We start from the raw sequence: 17,199 nt of genomic DNA, 5'->3' as shown, positions 1-17,199 counted from the left end.
GGTATCGTTGCCTGTTGGCTTCCGTGTGGGTCCCACCCCGCACGATTCGCCGGCGAGGCCCCTCTACCTTCGCTCGGCATATCCGGTACCCGCACAAGAACGAAAGACGAACTCCACGTGGCAAACATCAAGTCGCAGATCAAGCGCATCCGCACGAACCTCAAGGCGCAAGAGCGCAACAAGGCCGTCAAGAGCGAAGTGAGGAGCGCCGTTCGCGCAACGCGCGACGCCGTTGCTTCGGGCGACAAGGAGAAGGCGACGACCGCCCTCCGCGCCGCGACCCGCAAGCTCGACAAGGCGGCCAGCAAGGGCGTCATCCACAAGAACCAGGCCGCGAACAAAAAGTCGGCGATCGCGAAGCAGGTCGCCGCGCTCTGACGCGACACGTACTCCACGAAGGCCCCGGCACGGATGTGTCAGGGCCTTCGTCGTTCGTCGATATGTGCTCGGACGACACGGCTTGGGAGCGCACGCAGCCCAAGCCGCCGTCGTGAGCCGGTGGCCCCCACGACGCGACGCTACGAGCGGTCGCGACCCCGGGAGGCGATCACGCCGACCAATCGTTCGAGCGCGAAGACCGGGTCGCGCTCTGCGCCCTTCACTGCGGCGTCGGTGGACGCGAGCGCCTCGATCGCTCGACCGAGCCCCTCGTCGCTCCACCCGACCAGGTCGCGTCGTGCGCGATCGATCTGCCATGGCGCGAGGCTCAGCGAGCCCGCGAGCTGCGCGCCCCCACCACGAGTGCCCGAGACCTTCGCCATGGTGCGCACCTTCATCGCGAACGCGGCGACCATGGGCACCGGGTCGGCGCCACTGTCGAGCGCGTGCCGGAGGGCGATGAGCGCCTCACCGTGACGACCCGCGATGGCCGCGTCGGCTACCGCGAAGGCATTGGTCTCGACTCGCCCGCCGTAGTAGCGAGCCACGACCGCCTCGGTGATGTCGCCGGGTGCGTCGGCCAAGAGCTGCCGGCACGCTGCAGCGAGTTCGCGGAGGTCGTCGCTGAACGCGCCCACGAGTGCGCGCAGAGCACCCGGGGCGATCTTGCGGCCCGCTGCGCGGAACTCGGCGGCCGCGAAGTCTTGCTTCTCTGCGTCTTTCTTGAGCTCGGCGCAGACGATCTCGATGCCGCCCCCTCCGCCGGCACGCACAGCGTCGAGCAATTTCTTACCGCGCACACCGCTGCGGTGGCGCAGGACGAGCGTGGTCGACTCGGCTGTCTGCCCGAGGTAGTCGAGCGCATCGAGCAGGAAGTCGTCGCTCGCACGTTCGACTCCGCTCACCCGGATGAGACGGGGCTCGCCGAACAGCGAGGGGCTCGCGAGGGTTATGAGCTCACCACGGCGATACCCGTCGGCTTCGAGGTCGCTCACCTCGAGCGCGGGATCTTCACCACGCAGGAAGTCGCGCAGCATCGTGATCGACCGCTCGGCGAGCACGTCTTCTGCGCCCGAGACCAGCACGATCGGAGCGGGCCGGATCGCATGCCATGCGAGTTGCGGAATCGTCGTCTTCGTCTTGGCCGATGCCCCTGTGCGCGCTGCCACGGCACCTCCCGTTCTCTTCGTCGATTCTACGGGCCCGCACCGACACCGCTTTCCCTCCGCTCGCTCCAGAGCAGGAAGCCGTCGCCCTCGGCAGTGAGCAACAAGGTACCGGAGCGGTCAGTGCGCACCACGGCTGTGCCCTCGGCCTGCAAGAGGTCGAGCAGCCGCTCGGTCGGATGCCCGTATCCGTTGTCCGCGCCCACACCGATTACGCCGATCGTCGCGTCGAGCTCGTCGTAGAGGCGCTCGCTCTGGTCTGCCGAGCCATGATGGGCGACCTTCACCAGGTCGACCCGGCCGATGCTCGCAGAACGCAGCAGCCGGTCCTGTGCCTCTTCGCCGAGATCGCCGAGGAACAGGCCCCGGTAGCTCGGTGTCGTGAGATCGATCACCACACTCGCGTCGTTGCCGGGCATGGCGCGCGGTTTCGGCCAGAGCACCCGCCACCGCGCGTCGCCGAGTGTGCCGCCGAACCCCACGACGACCTCGACGGGCTCGGCACCTGCCTCGACCAATGGGCCGAGCGCCCGGTTCGATCGTTCGCCATCGAGCGGGCCGTGGATCACGGTGCCGACAATGCCCGTCACCGCCGACGCTCCACCGACGTGATCGGCGTCCCAGTGCGTCAACACGAGCAGATCGATGCTCGTGACGCCGAGCACCGACACGCAGCGAGCGAGCGCTGCAGGATCGGGCCCGGTGTCGATGAGTGCCGTGGCACCCGCCGAGCGCAGGAACACGGCATCGCCCTGTCCGATGTCGCAGGCCGCGACATCCCAATCGGCCGGCCTCGTCGCCGCCCCGAGAAGAGGTGCGCCCGCGAACACGCCGACGGGCACCGCGAGTCCGATGAGCAGCGACGCCGCCGCGACCGCGCGAAGTCGGCGCCGATGCCGACGACGCGTGTCGAGGACGAGCCAGAGCGCGATCGCTGTGCAGGCGGCGAGCAGCAGCGCGCCCGCGGCATCCGGCAGCCACTCGAGTCTCGCACCCGGCAGTGCAGCCGACGCCCGGGCGAGGAGCGCGATCCACGACGCCGGAAGCCAGGCGCACTGGAGGAATGCGAACCCGACGGAAGGCAGGACCGGCAGCAGCAGACAGCCGATGAGGCCGACGACGGTGCCGACCGGCGCTGCGGGAGCTGCAAGCAGGTTCGCCGGGACGCCATAGAGCGCGAGCGCGGGATCGAGCAGCACGAGCACCGGCTGGCACGCCAACTGGGCCGCGAGCGGCACGCCGATCACCGCGGCGACGGGCAGCGGCATCCACCGCGCGAGCGCGCCGGTCAACGGCGCAGCAAGCAGCAGCAGGCCGGCGGTCGCGCAGACTGAGAGCGCGAACCCGTAGTCCCGTGCGTACCACGGGTCGACGGCCAGGAGCACGACGACCGCGAGCGAAAGGGCCGCCACGCCGCCTCCGGGTCGACCCACTGCGACGGCGACGAGCACCACGACCGCCATCGCCGCCGCACGCACGACGCTCGCCTCGGGTGTCACGAGTACGACGAATCCCGCCAGCGCGGTCAGTGCAGCGACGATTCGCACGAATCGGGGCACGCCGAGCAGGGCCGCGAAGGCGAACGCCGTGGCCGTGACGATCGCACAGTTGGCGCCCGACACGGCTGTCAGATGGCTCAGCGAGCTGGCCTTCATCGCTGCATCGAGCCCATCGTCGACGGCGCTCGTGTCGCCGATCGCCAGCCCCGGCACGAGGGCACCCCCGTCACCGCCGAGCGCGCCCGCAGCCTCGGCGAAGCCGGTGCGCAGGCCGACCGTCCAGCCCAACCACGGCGGCGGTGCACTCAGGACCCGCACGTCACCGGTCGGACTCAACCGGAAGGCGGCGCCATCGGCGCTCGGGAGCGCGGCCACCCGGGTGTCGAACCCGATGCGCGCACCCAGCTGCAGCTCGCGGGTCGGGAGCGAAATGGCGGCCGCGACCGGTACCGACCGCGTGTCACCACCGTCGACGGCGACGACACGGCCCTCGACGCGCAATGGTGGTGAATCGCCCTTGGCGAACCAGCTCGTGCTCATCGCGCGCGGGGCGGCGGTCAGTTCGAGCACGACCTCCGCGGTGCGGTGATGCCGCGCCGCCTCAGTGAGGGGCGACGATTCGCGAGCGCCGAGTCCGCGTGCTGCGGCGCTCACCATGAGCGCGCACGCCGAGAGCGTGACGAGCAGCGTCGCCGACATCCGCACGAGCACCGAGGTGCTCCCGGCGTGGTGATCCGGATCACGGCGGTCATCACGGCGGTCATCACAGCCTGCACGGTCGCGGCGGTCGCGCATCACCAGCCGACGTCGACGACGGATGCCGCCGCGCACGGCGATGCCGCCCGCGACGCAGGCCGCTGCCCACAGCACCCACGCGAGGATCGCTGCACCGGGTGCCGCACCCGGCAGGCCGATCGCGACCCACGCGGCGACCCACGCGGCCGCCGCAGGCAGCAGCATCCGGAAGTCGCGCACGTCAGAGCGCCACGAGGTTCGCGAGGCCCGAGAACACCGCGTCGCCGATACCGGCCACATCGAGCAGCTGTTCGATGCTCGTGAACGATCCGTTCGTCTCCCGCCAGTCGATGATGCGCTGCGCGAGTGCCGGACCAATGCGCGGGAGCGTGTCGAGTGCGGCGAGGTCGGCGGTGTTCAGGTGCACGAGCCCGTCGGTCACGCCCGGCGCGCCGGTGCCGCTGCCCGTCGCCGCCGGTGGAGGCACTTCACCGACCACCGGCACCGCCAATTGCTCACCGTCGACAAGCAGGCGCGCAAGGTTCACCCCGGCGGGATCTGCGTCGCCGGAGAAGCCGCCTGCCGCTGCGACGGCGTCGACCACGCGCGCGCCCGCCGCGAGTTCGACCAGACCCGGCTTCGCGACGGCGCCGAGCACATGCACGAGCACTGGTGGCGCGCCGACGCCTGCCGCAGACACACCGTCGTCGGCATCTGCGACGGCCTCGCCCGACGCCTCGATGCGGCCCTGCTCACCGCCGCCCGTCGCACTGAACGACATGAGCGCAGCAACGGCGACTGCGACGACGAAGAGCACGACCCCGGCTCCGACGGCGACGCGCACGCGAGGACCGTGTCGGCGCGCAGCAGGGTCGAGAGCAGCCAACGGATCGGGTACGTCGCTCGCGGGCATGCCCGCACGCTATTCGAGGCACGATCACGTCACGCGCTTTCTCGGTCGAGCGACGGACGCCGAGCGAGACGAGCGCCCTGTCGAGGAGGAGTCACGCCGCCCGCCAGCCCTTGGACCGTGACCCGCTACAGCGCCTCAGCCCATCCAGCCGGGTCATCCGTGCCCGGGATCGCCTGAATCGCTTGCCACAGGACCAGTACGTCGAGCCATCGGGTCTCGGCGGGCCCGAGCGGCCGCACCGACTCGTATCCGGCGCGCAGCGTGCGACGAACGGCTGCCGGTGTCGGCCGCCAGTCGGTGAACCGCGTGCTCAAGTAGACGCAGGCCTTGGCCAGGTCGTTCACCCGGTGGTCCCACACCAACTCGTCGAAGTCGAGCACTCCGACGATGCTCGATCCTCGTGTCAGGATGTTCGCCGCGCGAAAGTCGTTGTGCACAAGTTGAGTTTCGTCGTCCAACTCCGGCAGATCTGCCACCAGTTCGTTCAACCGGTGCGACGCCGTCGGCGCCAACCCCTGGTCGTGGTTCGCCAGCCAGCCCTCGATCCGCGCCTGCACCCCATCGACCTCAGTCGTCGTCAACGATCGATCGACCGGGTAGGCACGAAGTGCGTCGTGCAGCTCGGCCAGACTGGCTCCCGCGGCCCGCACCGCCGCGGCATCCTGCGCATCCAGCCAGTCGCCCGCCAATTCCGGCAGCACCGCGATCGACAACGCACCCAGCGGCCCGTCCAACAGCACCCGAACGCGCCCATCCAGCGCCGCAATCGGTGCCGCCACCGGCACGTTCTGCTCGCCGAGCACTCGCAACAACCGGGCCGACGCTTCCAGACTCGCGAACCGCTCCGGATCCCGCGACCACTTGATCACGAGGGAACCCCGGCTGCTCTCCACCCACACGATGGCGTTGTGGTCGCTGATCACCATCCGGCCGCAATCCACAACCGAGATCTCCCAGACCTCGTCCAGCACGTTGGAGACCCAGTCGATGACAGCGGTGAACCCATCGAACCCGAAGCGTTCCCGCAACGCCGCTTTCGGGTCGACCGGCTCCCACAACATCGACAACCCCGGCGGCAGCATTCGCCAATGGTAACGACACTGGGAGCGCCGTCGGGAATCCGAGGACGGAGATGACCGCGACGCAGCCGTTCTCTCGAACAGAGGCCGAGTGCGCTCTGAGTCGCTCCGCCCGTCAGCCCCTGGTCGCGATGTTGACCAGTCGCGGTGCACGCACGATGACGTTCACGATCTCGCGCTCACCCACGGCACGGGTCACTGCAGCGGATGCGCGGGCGAGGCCTTCGAGCTCGTCGCCCGAGATCTTCGGGGACACCTCAAGACGATCGCGCACCTTGCCGTCGACCTGCACGATGGCCGTCACCGACTCCTCGACGAGCAGTGCGGGATCGGCCTTGCGCCAGGGCACGAGCGCGACCGTCGGCTCGTAGCCGAGCCGCTGCCACATGTCTTCGGCGGCGTACGGAGCGAACAGGTCGAGGATCATCGCCGTGACCTCCGCTGCCTCGCGCACCGCGGCATCGCCGGCACCCGCGCCGGAGTCGATCGCCTTGCGTGTGGCGTTCACGAGCTCCATGAGTCGCGCGACGACGACGTTGAACTTGAACGCCTCGACGAGCCCGGGCGCATCGGCGAGCAGCCGGTGCGTGATGCGGCGCAAGGCCGGGTCTCCCGTCTTCCACTCGATGTCGGGGCTCGAGGTGACCTCGCCCGAGATGCGCCACGCCCGCGCGAGGAACTTCGCGGAACCGACTGGCGAGACATCCGCCCAGTCGATGTCGTCTTCGGGCGGGCCGGCGAAGGCGAGCGTGACGCGCAGCGCGTCTGCGCCGTGCGCCTGCAGCTCGCTCGCGAACTCGACGAGGTTGCCCTTGGACTTCGACATCTTCGTGCCGTTCAGGATGACCATGCCCTGGTTCAGGAGCGAGGTGAACGGTTCGGTGAAGCTCAGGTACCCGAGGTCGAAGAGCACCTTCGTGATGAAGCGCGAATAGAGCAGGTGCAGGATGGCGTGCTCGACGCCGCCGACGTACTGGTCGACGGGCAGCCACTTCTCAGCCTCTGCCGGGTCGAAGGCGCGCTCGTCGTTGTTCGGGTCGAGGTAGCGCAGGTAGTACCACGAGCTGTCGACGAAGGTGTCCATCGTGTCGGAGTCGCGGCGCGCGGCACCGCCGCATTTCGGGCACGCGACGTTGACCCAATCCTCGGCCGCACCGAGCGGGCTCGCGCCCTTCGGCTTGAGGTCGAGCCCCGCTGAGTCCGGCAGGCGCACCGGCAGTTCCGACTCGGGCACCGGCACTTCGCCGCAAGTCGGGCAATGGATGATCGGGATGGGCGTGCCCCAGTACCGCTGACGCGAGATCAGCCAGTCGCGAAGTCGGTAGTTCTTCGACGAACGCCCGAGACCGCGCTCCGTGAGGAGCTCGATGACCCGGCGAATCGCGTTGGACTTCGACAGGCCGTTGAGCGGACCCGAGTTCACGAGCCGACCCTCGCCAGCGAGCGCGACACCGGTCGACGCCGGGTCGTCGGCCGGCAGGTCATCGGGCAGGTAGGGGTCGCCGTTCTCGTCGAGCGGGATGACCGGGATCACGCCGGTCACGGGCGCGTTCGTATCGACGACCACTCGCACCGGCAGTCCGAAGGCCCGCGCGAAATCGAGGTCGCGCTGGTCGTGCGCCGGCACCGCCATGATCGCGCCATGGCCGTAGTCGGCGAGCACGTAGTCGGCGGCCCAGATCGGCAGGCGCTCGCCGTTGACCGGGTTGATCGCGTACCGCTCGAGGAAGACCCCGGTCTTCGGCCGGTCGGTCGAGAGGCGATCGATGTCGCTCTCGGCACGGACCGAGTCGAGGTAGTCCTGGAACCGGGTCTGCACTTCGGTGGATGCCCCACCAGCGAGCTCGGCTGCGATCTCCGAGTCGGGCGCGACGACCATGAAGGTCGCGCCGTACAGTGTGTCGGGCCGAGTCGTGAAGACGCTGACCCGTGCATCACGGCCCTCGATCTCGAACTCGACATCGGCACCCGAGGATCGGCCGATCCAGTTGCGCTGCATCGAGAGCACCTTCGACGGCCAGGCGCCCTCGAGCTGGTTCAGGTCGTCGAGCAGCCGGTCGGCATAATCGGTGACCCGGAAGTACCACTGCGTGAGCGCCTTCTTCGTGACGACGGCGCCGCAACGCTCGCAGTGCCCGTCGATGACCTGCTCGTTGGCGAGCACCGTCTGGTCGTTGGGGCACCAGTTGACCTGACCGTCTTTGCGGTAGGCGATGCCCTTCTCGTAGAGCTTCAGGAACAGCCACTGGTTCCACTTGTAGTACTCGGGGTCGCTCGTGTGCAGCTCCCGTGACCAGTCGAACGACGGCGCATACTGGCGGAAGGCACGCTTCTGCTGTTCGATGTTCGCGTAGGTCCAGGCGCTCGGATCGACGCCGCGCTTGATCGCGGCGTTCTCGGCAGGAAGACCGAATGAATCCCAGCCAACGGGGTGCATCACGTCGAAGCCTTGGTGCCGCCAGTAGCGCGCGACGGTGTCGCCGTAGCCGAACGCCTCGGCGTGACCCATGTGCAAATCGCCCGACGGGTAGGAGAACATGTCGAGGATGTACTTGCGCGGCCTCGTGTCACCCGGGCGTCCGGCACGGAACGGCTCGGACTCTTCCCACACGGGAAGCCACTTCGCCTGGATTGCGGCGAAGTCGTACGCGTCGGCATCGGCGTGCGCTGGGTCCTGGTCGTGTGCCACGTGACTCTCAATCGTGTGTCGCTCGGGGGCTTCCGGGCACGCCGCACCGCGGCGCACTCGGAGATCAAGCCTACTCACTCCGCGACCGGCAGATCCGCGCCCAGCACGGCGAGCAGCGCCCTCGCCTTGATGCGCGTCTCCTCGATCTCCTCGGCCGCGACCGACAACGCCGTGATGCCCCCTCCCGTGCCGATGCTCGCACCCTTCGGCGTCAGCACGATCGAGCGGATCACCATCGCGAGGTCGGCGCCGCCGTCGACCCCGAGATACCCGAAGACCCCCGAGTACACGCCACGCGGCCCCGCTTCGAGCTCGTGCAGAATCGTCATCGCGCTGTGCTTCGGCGCTCCCGTCATCGAGCCGGCCGGGAACGCCGACTCGACCACATCGAGCGCAGTGAGCGGATGTCGCAACTGCGCCGTGACCGTCGAGACGAGCTGGTGCACGTGGGCGTACTCCTCCACGTCGAGGAGCGCTGGCACCTCGACGCTGCCGAGCTCGGCGACGCGTCCGAGGTCGTTGCGCATGAGGTCGACGATCATGAGGTTCTCGGCGCGTTCCTTCTCGCTCTCGACGAGGTCCCGACGCAGCGCCTCGTCGAGGATCGGGTCCGCGCTCCGCGGCCGGGTGCCCTTCATGGGCTTCGTCGACACCGAGCCGCTCGATTCGACGCGCAGGAACTGCTCTGGCGAGGCGCTGAGCAGCGCGGTGTCGCCGAAACGCAGGTAACCCCCGTGGTGGCTCGGGCTCGTGCGCCGAAGCCGCAGGTAGGTCTCGAGCGGATCGGGGCGGACGTCGACGTCGATGCGATTGGTGAGACACAATTGATACGCGTCGCCGCGGGTGATCGCGGCCTGGCATGCCGCGATCAGGCGGGCGTACTCGGCCGGGGTGTGGCGCCAGTGCGATGCGGGCCGTGCGGATGCCGGGGACGGCGGGGGTTCGGCTTCCGTGTTCACCTCAGCGGGCAGCAGCGCGAAGGCCTCGGCGGCACCCTCAGCCCACTCCTGCGCTGCGGCGGAGTCGCTCGTCTCGAGCCACTCGAGCCACTCGAGACGCACCGAGCCGGCGGCATGATCGAACACGATCGCACGGTCGGCGAAGAGGAATGCAGCATCCGGCGTCTCTGCACGATCGAACGGCAGGCCCGCCGTGCGGGTGCCGAACTCATAGCCGAACCATCCGATCCAGCCGAGTGGAGACGGCGAGCCGACCTCGGCGCGGGCATCGACGACCTCGTCGCCGAGCGCAGCGCCGAGTTCCGCATAGACCGTGGCGGGCGGGTCATCCCCCACGAGCAGCGTGCTGTCGCCATGCGCCCAGGCGATGACGCTCGAGCCGGCCACCGCACCAGGGCCACCGTCGAGCCACACGGCGGTGTGCGCTTCGGAGGCGAACGCACTGAAGGCCTGCGCGGGGTCGCGCCAGCTCGCCAGCGCGAGGCTCCGGATGCGGCAGGGCATCCCCTCAGCCTAGGTCGAGCGCCCGGCCGTCGCGGATCTCGATGCGACGATCGACCAGCGCGGGGTCGACGCCGGCATGCGCGATGAGCACGACACTGCGTTCCGCTCCGGCTGCGCCGAGCATCTCGGTGAGCAGCGCGCCGGCCCGGTCGGGGTCGACGTTCGCGGTCGGCTCGTCGAGCACGAGCACCGGGAATCGGGCGAGCATCGCCCGCGCGAGGGCTATGCGCTGCGCCTGTCCACCCGAGACGAGCGCACCGCGCTCCCCCACCCGTGCATCGAGGCCACCGCGTTCGGCGACCCAATCGGCGAGACCGACCCGGTCGAGCACGTCGAGCAGCTCCTCGTCGCTCGCCGTCTCGCGAGCGAAGAGGAGGTTCTGCCTGATGTCCTCGTCGAAGAGCCACGGACGTTGTTCGACGAGGCCGACGGTGCGCCGCACCTCGACGGGGTCGAGCGCTCGCGCCTCGACTCCGTCGAGCCGGTACGAACCGTGGTACTCGAGGAAGCGCACGAGGACGTGCGCGAGCGTCGTCTTGCCCGAGCCCGACTCACCCTGCACGAGAAGCCGTTCCCCCGGCGCGAGCGTGAGATCGAGTCCGTCGAGGGCGGCGGGCCCTCCTGGCCACGACGCCCTGATCTCGCGCAGCTCGATCGCCGGCGGCCCCACGCGCGAACCCGCTCCCGGGCCCGACCGATCGGGCTCTCGTCGGCCGTCGTGCGGCTCCGACCGAACCGCGAGCGGAGCCGCCGGGGCGACGGGAATCTCCGGCGGCACCGAATCGGGTACGACGTCGGCGACCCGCGCGGCACTCACGCGCGCGACGCGCCACGCGGCCAGCCCGACGGGAATGGCACCCGCGACCTCGGCGATCGCGAGGGGCACGAGACAGAGCACCGCGAACTCGGGCCCGTCGATGCCGCCCGCTGCGAACACCGGCCAGGCCACGAGCAGACTCGCGAGCGTCGCGAAGCCGCCGATGGCCGTCACGACCGCCGCAGCCGCACCGGCAGACGCCGTTCGGGTTCGGGTGGCTCGTTCGAGGTCGACGCCGATCGCCCGAATGCGCGACCGGTCGTCGCTCGCTGCGTCGAAGGCGACCAGCACGTCGAGCGCCTGTACGTGGTCGACGACCGCCGCCTGCAGCGCGCCGCGCAGAGGCGCGATCGAACGCTCGGCCCGGCCCGCTGCAGTGCGCTCGGCCAGGAGTGCGACGAGGAGTCCGATGACGAGAACCACGCCGATGGCTATGGCGGCCGCCGGTGCGAGCATCGCCAGCGCCGTGACCGCGGCGATGAGCACGAGTACCGCGCTCACGACCGGCTGAACGGCCCGCAAGGTGACGTTCTGCAGTTCGTCGACATCGCCCACGAAGCGCGAGAGCAGCTCACCGCGACGGCTGGTGCGCAGCCCGTCGGGTGCAAGCGGGAGCATCCGCCCGAAGATGCCCACCCTGATACTCGCGAGCTGCCGGAACGAGGCGTCGTGGCCGGTCAGGCGCTCGAGGTAGCGGAACGTGGCGCGTCCGAGCGCGAACGCCCGAACCCCGACGATGCCGAGCTGGAGGTAGAGCACCGGCGGCTGTTCAGCCGCGCGCGCGATCAACCACGCCGAGCAGGCGAGCAACGCGATGGTCGACCCGGCGGAGGCGACTCCGAGCAGCACCGGCAACGCGAGCCGCTTCGGCGCAGGCACGGCGCGTCGCATCACCGAGCGCGTGCGATCAGACATGCGCCACCGCCGTGAGGGTCACGACGCGGTCGGCCGCGTGGAGGAGGGCCGGGCGGTGCGTGGCGACGACGACGGTGTGCCCCCTTGCTGCGATCTCCCGCAGGTGCCCAACGAGCTCGGCCTCCCGCCGCTCGTCAAGTGCAGAGCTCGGCTCATCGAGCAACAACAACGGCGCGCTGCGGGCGAGCAGACGGTGCATCGCCCTGGCCGTCGCAACTCGTTGCGACTGGCCGCCGGACAGGCCGGAACCGCCCGCACCGAGCTCGAGCTCGGGAGCGACGTCGACGCCGCCGAGTCGGAGCGCCTCGCCGAGCAGCAATGGATCGGCGTGTTCGTCACCGAGCCGCACGTTCGCGGCGACGGTTCCGGCGAGCAGCGTCGGCGTCTGTCCGGCCCAGGCGAGCCTGCCGCGATCAGACGGTCGCGCACCGGCGTCGAATGGGGCGTCGTCCAGCGTGACGCTCCCTGAGGCGGGAACGAACCCGAGCAGCGCCCGGAGCACGCTCGACTTGCCGACGCCGCTCTCCCCGGCGATGGCGAGGATCTCCCCCGGCCCCGCATCGAAGTCCAACCCGCTGACGATCTCGCGATCGTCGAGGCGCACGCCGAGTCCCCGCACGTGCAGGCCCGCGCCGACGATCGCGGGAGCGAACGACCCGTGCGCCGACTGCTCCGCGCGCCCCGTGGCATCCGTGGCCTCGAAGAGGTCGAACGCATCTCGCGACGCCTCGACGCCCGCGGCGGATGCGTGGAATGCCGCTCCGACGTTTCGCAGCGGCAAGAAGACCTCGGGGGCGAGTACGAGCGCGAGAAGCCCCGAAGCGAGCGTCATGTCACCGGCGACGAGCCGCAGGCCGATCGAGACGGCGACGAGCGCCACCGAGAGGCTGGCCGCGAGTTCGAGAGTGAAGCTCGAGAGGAAGGTGACGCGCAACACCTTCATGGTGTGCACGCGGTAGTCGTCGGTCACCTGACGGATCCGCCGGGTCTGCCGCTCGGCCCGGCCGTAGAGCATGAGCGTCGACAGGCCGCCGACGACCTCGAGGAAGCCGCGCGAGAGGGACTGCAGGCTCGTCCACTGGCGACGCTGCACGGCCTCGGTCGCCAGACCGATGAGCGCCATGAAGACCGGGACGAGCGGGAGAACGATCACGAGGATCAGCCCCGACAGCCAGTCCGTGATCCAGACGGCCGCGATCAGGAGCGGCGTCGCGACGGCGGTGAGCACGAGCTGCGGCAAGTACCGCCCGAAGTACTCGTCGAGTGCGTCGAGTCCGGGGCCGAGCAACGTGGCGATGCGCGAGGTCGGGAATCCGGGCAGTCCGCCCGGGCGGCGCTCGATCCCGGCGAGCAGTTCCGTGCGCAACTCGCCCTTCACACGCATCGCGCCGGCTGATCCGGTCCACTCCCAGAGCCAGGCGGCGAGGGCGCGAGCCGCGACCGCAGCGGCGAGGACGGTCAGTGGTGCAGTGGCATCCGCCCAGGCCATCCCGCCGATGATCCCGGCGACGAGGGTCGCGAGCGCCCAGGCGAACGCGATGATCGCAAGCGCCTGGACCAACGCCAGCACGCCGCCCGCGAGCAGGAATCGGCGCGCCGCCCGCGAACGTCGCACGAGCCTCGGGTCGAGAGGTTTCACGTCAGTGCGCCGCCGCCTCGATGTGCGTGCGCATCACACGCTTGCGGAAGATCCAGTAGGTCCAGCCCTGGTACGCGAGGATGAGCGGCAGGAAGATCACCGCGGTCCACGTCATGACCGTGAGCGTGTACGGCGTCGACGAGGCGTAGGCGATCGTCAGGCTGTTCGCCGGATCGTTCGAGGCCGGCATGACGTCGGGGAAGAGCGAGGCGAACAGCGCGAACACGGCGGCCGCGATCGTGACGGCCATGAGCGTGAACGCCCACCCCTCGGCTCCGCGAACGTTCGCAACCCAGGAGCCGATGAGCGCGATCGCAGCGATGACAGCGAGGATCCAGAACCAGGTGGAGCCGAATGCGAAGCCGGTCCACACGAGGAAACACGCCGCGACGAGCACGGTGAGCGCGCCGGCCCTCGTCGCGAGCCGCCGTGCCCGGCCGCGGATGTCGCCGTCGGTCTTCAACGCGACGAACACCACGCCGTGCGTGAAGAACAAGAGCAGTGTCGTCACTCCGCCGAGCAGCGCGTACGGGTTCAGCAGGTCGAAGAAGCTGCCGATGTAGTTGTGGTCGGCATCGAGCGGCACGCCCTGCACGATGTTCGCGAACGCGACACCCCAGAGAAGCGCAGGCACCGCGCTGCCGACGATGATCATCCAGTCGAAGCGTCGCTTCCACGCAGCTTCGGGACGCTGGTGACGGTACTCGAACGAGACGCCGCGAGCGATGAGCGCGAGCAGGATCAGGAGGAGGGCGAGATAGAACCCGGAGAAGAGGGTCGCGTACCACTCGGGGAACGCCGCGAAGAGACAGGCGCCGGCGACGATCACCCAGGTCTCGTTGAGGTCCCACACGGGGCCGATCGTGTTGATCAGCACGCGACGGTCGGTCTCGTCCCTGCCGAGGAACGGCAGGGACATGCCGACGCCGAAGTCGAAGCCGTCGAGTACGAAGTAGCCGACGAACAGGAAGGCGACGATCCAGAACCAGAGCACCGAGAGATCCATGTGCGCATTCCTCCTAGTACACCGTGGTGGGTTGTTCGACGCGCCCCGTCTCGGGGTCGGGTTCCGCCAGTTCCGGCGGGCCCGTCTTGATCGCGCGGATGACGAGCTTGAACTCGACGACCGCCAAGGCGCCGTAGATCAAGGTGAAGGCGATGAGCGAGATGAGCACGTCGAGACCGGAGACGTTCGGAGACACCGCGGATTCCGTGAAGAGCTGGCTGAAGACGATCCAGGGTTGCCGGCCCATCTCGGTGAAGACCCAGCCGAAGATCATCGCGGCGAGCGAGAACGGGAAGCTCCAGACCGCCGCCTTCCAAACCCATGCCTGCTTCGGCATACGACCCTTGCGGGTGAGCCACAGGCCGACGAGGGCGACGAAGATGTGCAGGAACCCGAGGCCCATCATCCAACGGAACGACCAGTACGTCACCCAGAGGATCGGCGCGTAGTCGCCGGGCCCGAACAGCACTTGATACTGGGCCTGGAGGTCGTTGATGCCCTCGACGCATCCGTCGAAGCTGTGCGTCGAGAGGAGCGACAGCAGGTACGGCACCCGAATCGAGAAGAGCTCACTCGATCCGTCGGGGGTGCCGAGCGTGAAGAGCGAGAACGAGGCATCCGCGCCGCAGACCGTATTGAAGGCGGCTTCGGCCGCGGCCATCTTCATCGGCTGAGTCGCGACCATCGCGAGGCTCAGCTGGTCGCCGAACACGACCGTGAGTACGCCCGCAATCACCATCGTCCAGAGGCCGAACTTCAGCGCAGGCCGCATCGTGTCGAGATGCTGATTGCGCGCGAGGTGCCATGCGGCAGCAGAGATGATGAGACCGGCGCCGACCATGAAGCTCGCCGCGATCGTGTGCGGGAAGGCCGCGAGCGCCACGGGGTTCGTCAGGAGCGCCCAGATGTCGACGAGCTCGGCGCGCCCGCGTTCTTCGTTCAACTGGAAGCCGACCGGGTTCTGCATGAACGCATTCGCGGCGAGGATGAAGTACGCCGACAGGATCGTGCCGACCGCGACGATCCAGATGCTCGCGAGGTGCAAGGCCCTCGGCAGGCGATTCCAACCGAAGATCCAGATGCCGATGAAGGTCGCTTCGAGGAAGAACGCGAGCAGTCCCTCGAGGGCGAGCGGTGCGCCGAAGACGTCGCCGACGAATCGCGAGTACTCCGACCAGTTCATGCCGAACTGGAACTCCTGCACGATGCCCGTCACGACGCCCATGGCGAAGTTGATGAGGAAGATCGTGCCGAAGAAGCGCGTGATGCGAAGGTATTCGAGCTTGCCGGTGCGGTACCACGCGGTCTGGAAGATGGCCGCCGAGGTCGCGAGACCGATCGTGATCGGAACGAACAGGAAGTGGTAGACGGTGGTGAGCCCGAACTGCCATCGGGCCAGGAGCAGCGGGTCGAGCAGCTCGTTCACGGATGCACCTTTCACACGCGATCACGTCGCGACCATCGTTCGTTCTACGTCGCGTAGAAGATTCTTCTACAGAGCGTAGAACATTTCGCTCCGCGACGGTAGTCTGGAGGCATGGCGAGTCTCGGCGAACTGGAGCGCTCCGTGATGGAGCTGCTGTGGTCGCGCGACGCCGCACTTACCGCCAATGATCTTCGCGACGCGCTCGCGCTCCGCGATGGTGAGCCCGGCCGCGCCGTCGCCACGACGACGGTGCTCACGGTTCTGTCGCGCCTCGAGCGCAAGGGGTTCGTCACCCGCGCGCGCGACACCCGGCCGCACCGCTACCGAGCCCTCCTGACCCGCGAAGAGCACACCGCAGAGCTCATGCACGAGGTGCTCGATCGTTCGAGCGACCGCGACGCGGCCCTCGCTCGTTTCGTCGGCACCGTGAGCGCCGGCGAGGCCGCGACGCTGCGACGACTCCTCGACGAGCTCTCCCGATCTTGACCATGCTCGCCGTCGCTGCACTGCTCGGCGGGTTCGCGCTCCTGCTCGCCTGGCCCATTCCAGTCGCGCTCTCCCGGGCAGCCTGGCCCTCCCGATCCCCCGCGACCGCGCTCGCCCTGTGGCAGGCCATCGCCCTCGGCGGCGGGCTTTCGATGATCGGCAGCCTGCTGGTCTTCGGCGCCTCCCCAGAGGGCTCCCTGCTCGCTGCGGCCGCCGCACTCCTTCCGCACCTGTTCGTGGGACCGATCCCCCCAGGATTCGGGGTGGTGCATCTCGCCGCGCTCACCCTCGCCGCCGGTCTCGCCGTGCACCTCGCGCTCACCCTGGCGCTCACCGGGGTGCGCGCCGAACGAGAGCGTCGCCGACAGCACCAGCTCATCGACATCCTCGGCGATCCGATGCCCGGGGAACCTCGTACCCGGGTGCTCGCCCACCCGTTGCCGCTCGCCTACTGCGTGCCCGGCATCCGCACGGCGACCGTGCTCACCGAGGGACTCATCGACGCACTCGACGAGTCGGAGCTGCGCGCCGTCATCGCTCACGAACGGGCGCACCTCGACCAGTTGCATCACCTCGTGCTGCTCGCGTTCCGTGCGTGGCACACTGCGTTGCCGTGGTTCCCGATCGCCAATCGCGCCGAGCGTTCAGTCGCTTTGCTCGCGGAGATGCTCGCCGACGATCAAGCCCGACTGGCGGCGGGCGACGACGCCCTCCGGCGGGCGATGCTGCAGGTCGGTAGCGGCGGCGAGCCGGGGGCGTACGCCGAGTCCGGCGGCGTGATCCCCGACATCGCGATGCTCGAAGCCAGGCTCTCCCGCCTCGGCGAGGCCGGCCGTCGGCCGAGCGGCGCTTTCCGCGGAATGGTCGTCGGGGCCGCGGTGCTGATCATCGCGATTCCGATCGTGTCACTGTTCGCCACGCTCGGCTCGTTCTCGTAGCGCCGGCCCCGCACACGTCGATTCGCGCGCCGTCGACCCCGACTACGGTA

General features: G+C 69.3%; 13 protein-coding genes. 3 read left to right on the top strand and 10 right to left on the bottom strand.

Annotated features, from left to right (window positions below):
- The first annotated feature begins 117 nt into the window (after positions 1–117).
- Positions 118–378, top strand: a complete 261-nt coding sequence (rpsT, locus tag AC1C2U_RS00755) for a 30S ribosomal protein S20 (RefSeq protein ID WP_495359814.1) — start codon at positions 118–120, stop codon at positions 376–378.
- Positions 379–518: 140 nt separating this feature from the next.
- On the opposite strand, the gene holA is transcribed toward rpsT, so the two are convergent.
- The 10 genes from holA to AC1C2U_RS00705 form a co-directional block, all read right to left on the bottom strand.
- Positions 519–1,547 (bottom strand): DNA polymerase III subunit delta, encoded by a 1,029-nt coding sequence (holA, locus tag AC1C2U_RS00750; protein ID WP_495359813.1) that lies wholly within the window; start codon positions 1,545–1,547, stop codon positions 519–521.
- A gap of 26 nt (positions 1,548–1,573) precedes the next feature.
- Positions 1,574–4,018 (bottom strand): ComEC/Rec2 family competence protein, encoded by a 2,445-nt coding sequence (locus AC1C2U_RS00745; protein ID WP_495359812.1) that lies wholly within the window; start codon positions 4,016–4,018, stop codon positions 1,574–1,576.
- Between the two features lies 1 nt (position 4,019).
- Positions 4,020–4,691, bottom strand: coding sequence for a ComEA family DNA-binding protein (locus tag AC1C2U_RS00740; RefSeq protein ID WP_495359811.1), 672 nt, complete (start codon positions 4,689–4,691; stop codon positions 4,020–4,022).
- A gap of 125 nt (positions 4,692–4,816) precedes the next feature.
- Positions 4,817–5,773 carry a phosphotransferase enzyme family protein gene (locus AC1C2U_RS00735; RefSeq protein ID WP_495359810.1) on the bottom strand — a complete coding sequence of 319 codons (957 nt, stop codon included), beginning with the start codon at positions 5,771–5,773 and terminating at the stop codon, positions 4,817–4,819.
- 112 nt (positions 5,774–5,885) lie between these two features.
- Positions 5,886–8,459 (bottom strand): leucine--tRNA ligase, encoded by a 2,574-nt coding sequence (gene leuS, locus AC1C2U_RS00730; RefSeq protein WP_495359809.1) that lies wholly within the window; start codon positions 8,457–8,459, stop codon positions 5,886–5,888.
- 74 nt (positions 8,460–8,533) lie between these two features.
- On the bottom strand, positions 8,534–9,922 hold the full coding sequence (gene pabB, locus AC1C2U_RS00725; RefSeq protein WP_495359808.1) for an aminodeoxychorismate synthase component I: 1,389 nt from the start codon (positions 9,920–9,922) through the stop codon (positions 8,534–8,536).
- Between the two features lie 4 nt (positions 9,923–9,926).
- Positions 9,927–11,654 carry a thiol reductant ABC exporter subunit CydC gene (cydC, locus tag AC1C2U_RS00720; protein ID WP_495359807.1) on the bottom strand — a complete coding sequence of 576 codons (1,728 nt, stop codon included), beginning with the start codon at positions 11,652–11,654 and terminating at the stop codon, positions 9,927–9,929.
- Positions 11,647–13,293: a thiol reductant ABC exporter subunit CydD gene (cydD, locus tag AC1C2U_RS00715; protein WP_495359806.1), complete on the bottom strand. Its 1,647-nt coding sequence runs from the start codon at positions 13,291–13,293 to the stop codon at positions 11,647–11,649. Before cydD ends, cydC begins: the two co-directional genes overlap by 8 nt.
- Before the next feature lies 1 nt (position 13,294).
- On the bottom strand, positions 13,295–14,299 hold the full coding sequence (gene cydB, locus AC1C2U_RS00710) for a cytochrome d ubiquinol oxidase subunit II (protein ID WP_495359805.1): 1,005 nt from the start codon (positions 14,297–14,299) through the stop codon (positions 13,295–13,297).
- A gap of 13 nt (positions 14,300–14,312) precedes the next feature.
- Positions 14,313–15,725: a cytochrome ubiquinol oxidase subunit I gene (locus AC1C2U_RS00705; protein ID WP_495359804.1), complete on the bottom strand. Its 1,413-nt coding sequence runs from the start codon at positions 15,723–15,725 to the stop codon at positions 14,313–14,315.
- A 111-nt stretch (positions 15,726–15,836) separates the two neighbouring features.
- Between AC1C2U_RS00705 and AC1C2U_RS00700 the strand changes: the two genes are divergently transcribed.
- Together AC1C2U_RS00700 and AC1C2U_RS00695 are read left to right on the top strand one after the other, a co-directional pair.
- Entirely contained in the window at positions 15,837–16,211 is a 375-nt protein-coding gene (locus AC1C2U_RS00700; RefSeq protein WP_495359803.1) for a BlaI/MecI/CopY family transcriptional regulator, read from the top strand.
- A 2-nt stretch (positions 16,212–16,213) separates the two neighbouring features.
- Positions 16,214–17,149 carry a M56 family metallopeptidase gene (locus tag AC1C2U_RS00695; protein ID WP_495360817.1) on the top strand — a complete coding sequence of 312 codons (936 nt, stop codon included), beginning with the start codon at positions 16,214–16,216 and terminating at the stop codon, positions 17,147–17,149.
- Positions 17,150–17,199: the final 50 nt, after the last annotated feature.

Source organism: Agromyces sp. Y575 (assembly GCF_059445445.1).
The sequence above is the reverse complement of the archived record's forward strand: the minus strand, read 5'-3'. Positions and strand labels throughout refer to the sequence as shown.

Excerpts from the sequence above, each read along its gene's own strand:
- AC1C2U_RS00740 (WP_495359811.1), bottom strand. The coding sequence starts at position 4,691 with ATGCCCGCGAGCGACGTACCCGATCCGTTGGCTGCTCTCGACCCTGCT.
- AC1C2U_RS00735 (WP_495359810.1), bottom strand. The coding sequence starts at position 5,773 with ATGCTGCCGCCGGGGTTGTCGATGTTGTGGGAGCCGGTCGACCCGAAA.
- pabB (WP_495359808.1), bottom strand. The coding sequence starts at position 9,922 with ATGCCCTGCCGCATCCGGAGCCTCGCGCTGGCGAGCTGGCGCGACCCC.
- cydC (WP_495359807.1), bottom strand. The coding sequence starts at position 11,654 with ATGTCTGATCGCACGCGCTCGGTGATGCGACGCGCCGTGCCTGCGCCG.
- cydB (WP_495359805.1), bottom strand. The coding sequence starts at position 14,299 with ATGGATCTCTCGGTGCTCTGGTTCTGGATCGTCGCCTTCCTGTTCGTC.
- AC1C2U_RS00700 (WP_495359803.1), top strand. The coding sequence starts at position 15,837 with ATGGCGAGTCTCGGCGAACTGGAGCGCTCCGTGATGGAGCTGCTGTGG.
- AC1C2U_RS00695 (WP_495360817.1), top strand. The coding sequence starts at position 16,214 with ATGCTCGCCGTCGCTGCACTGCTCGGCGGGTTCGCGCTCCTGCTCGCC.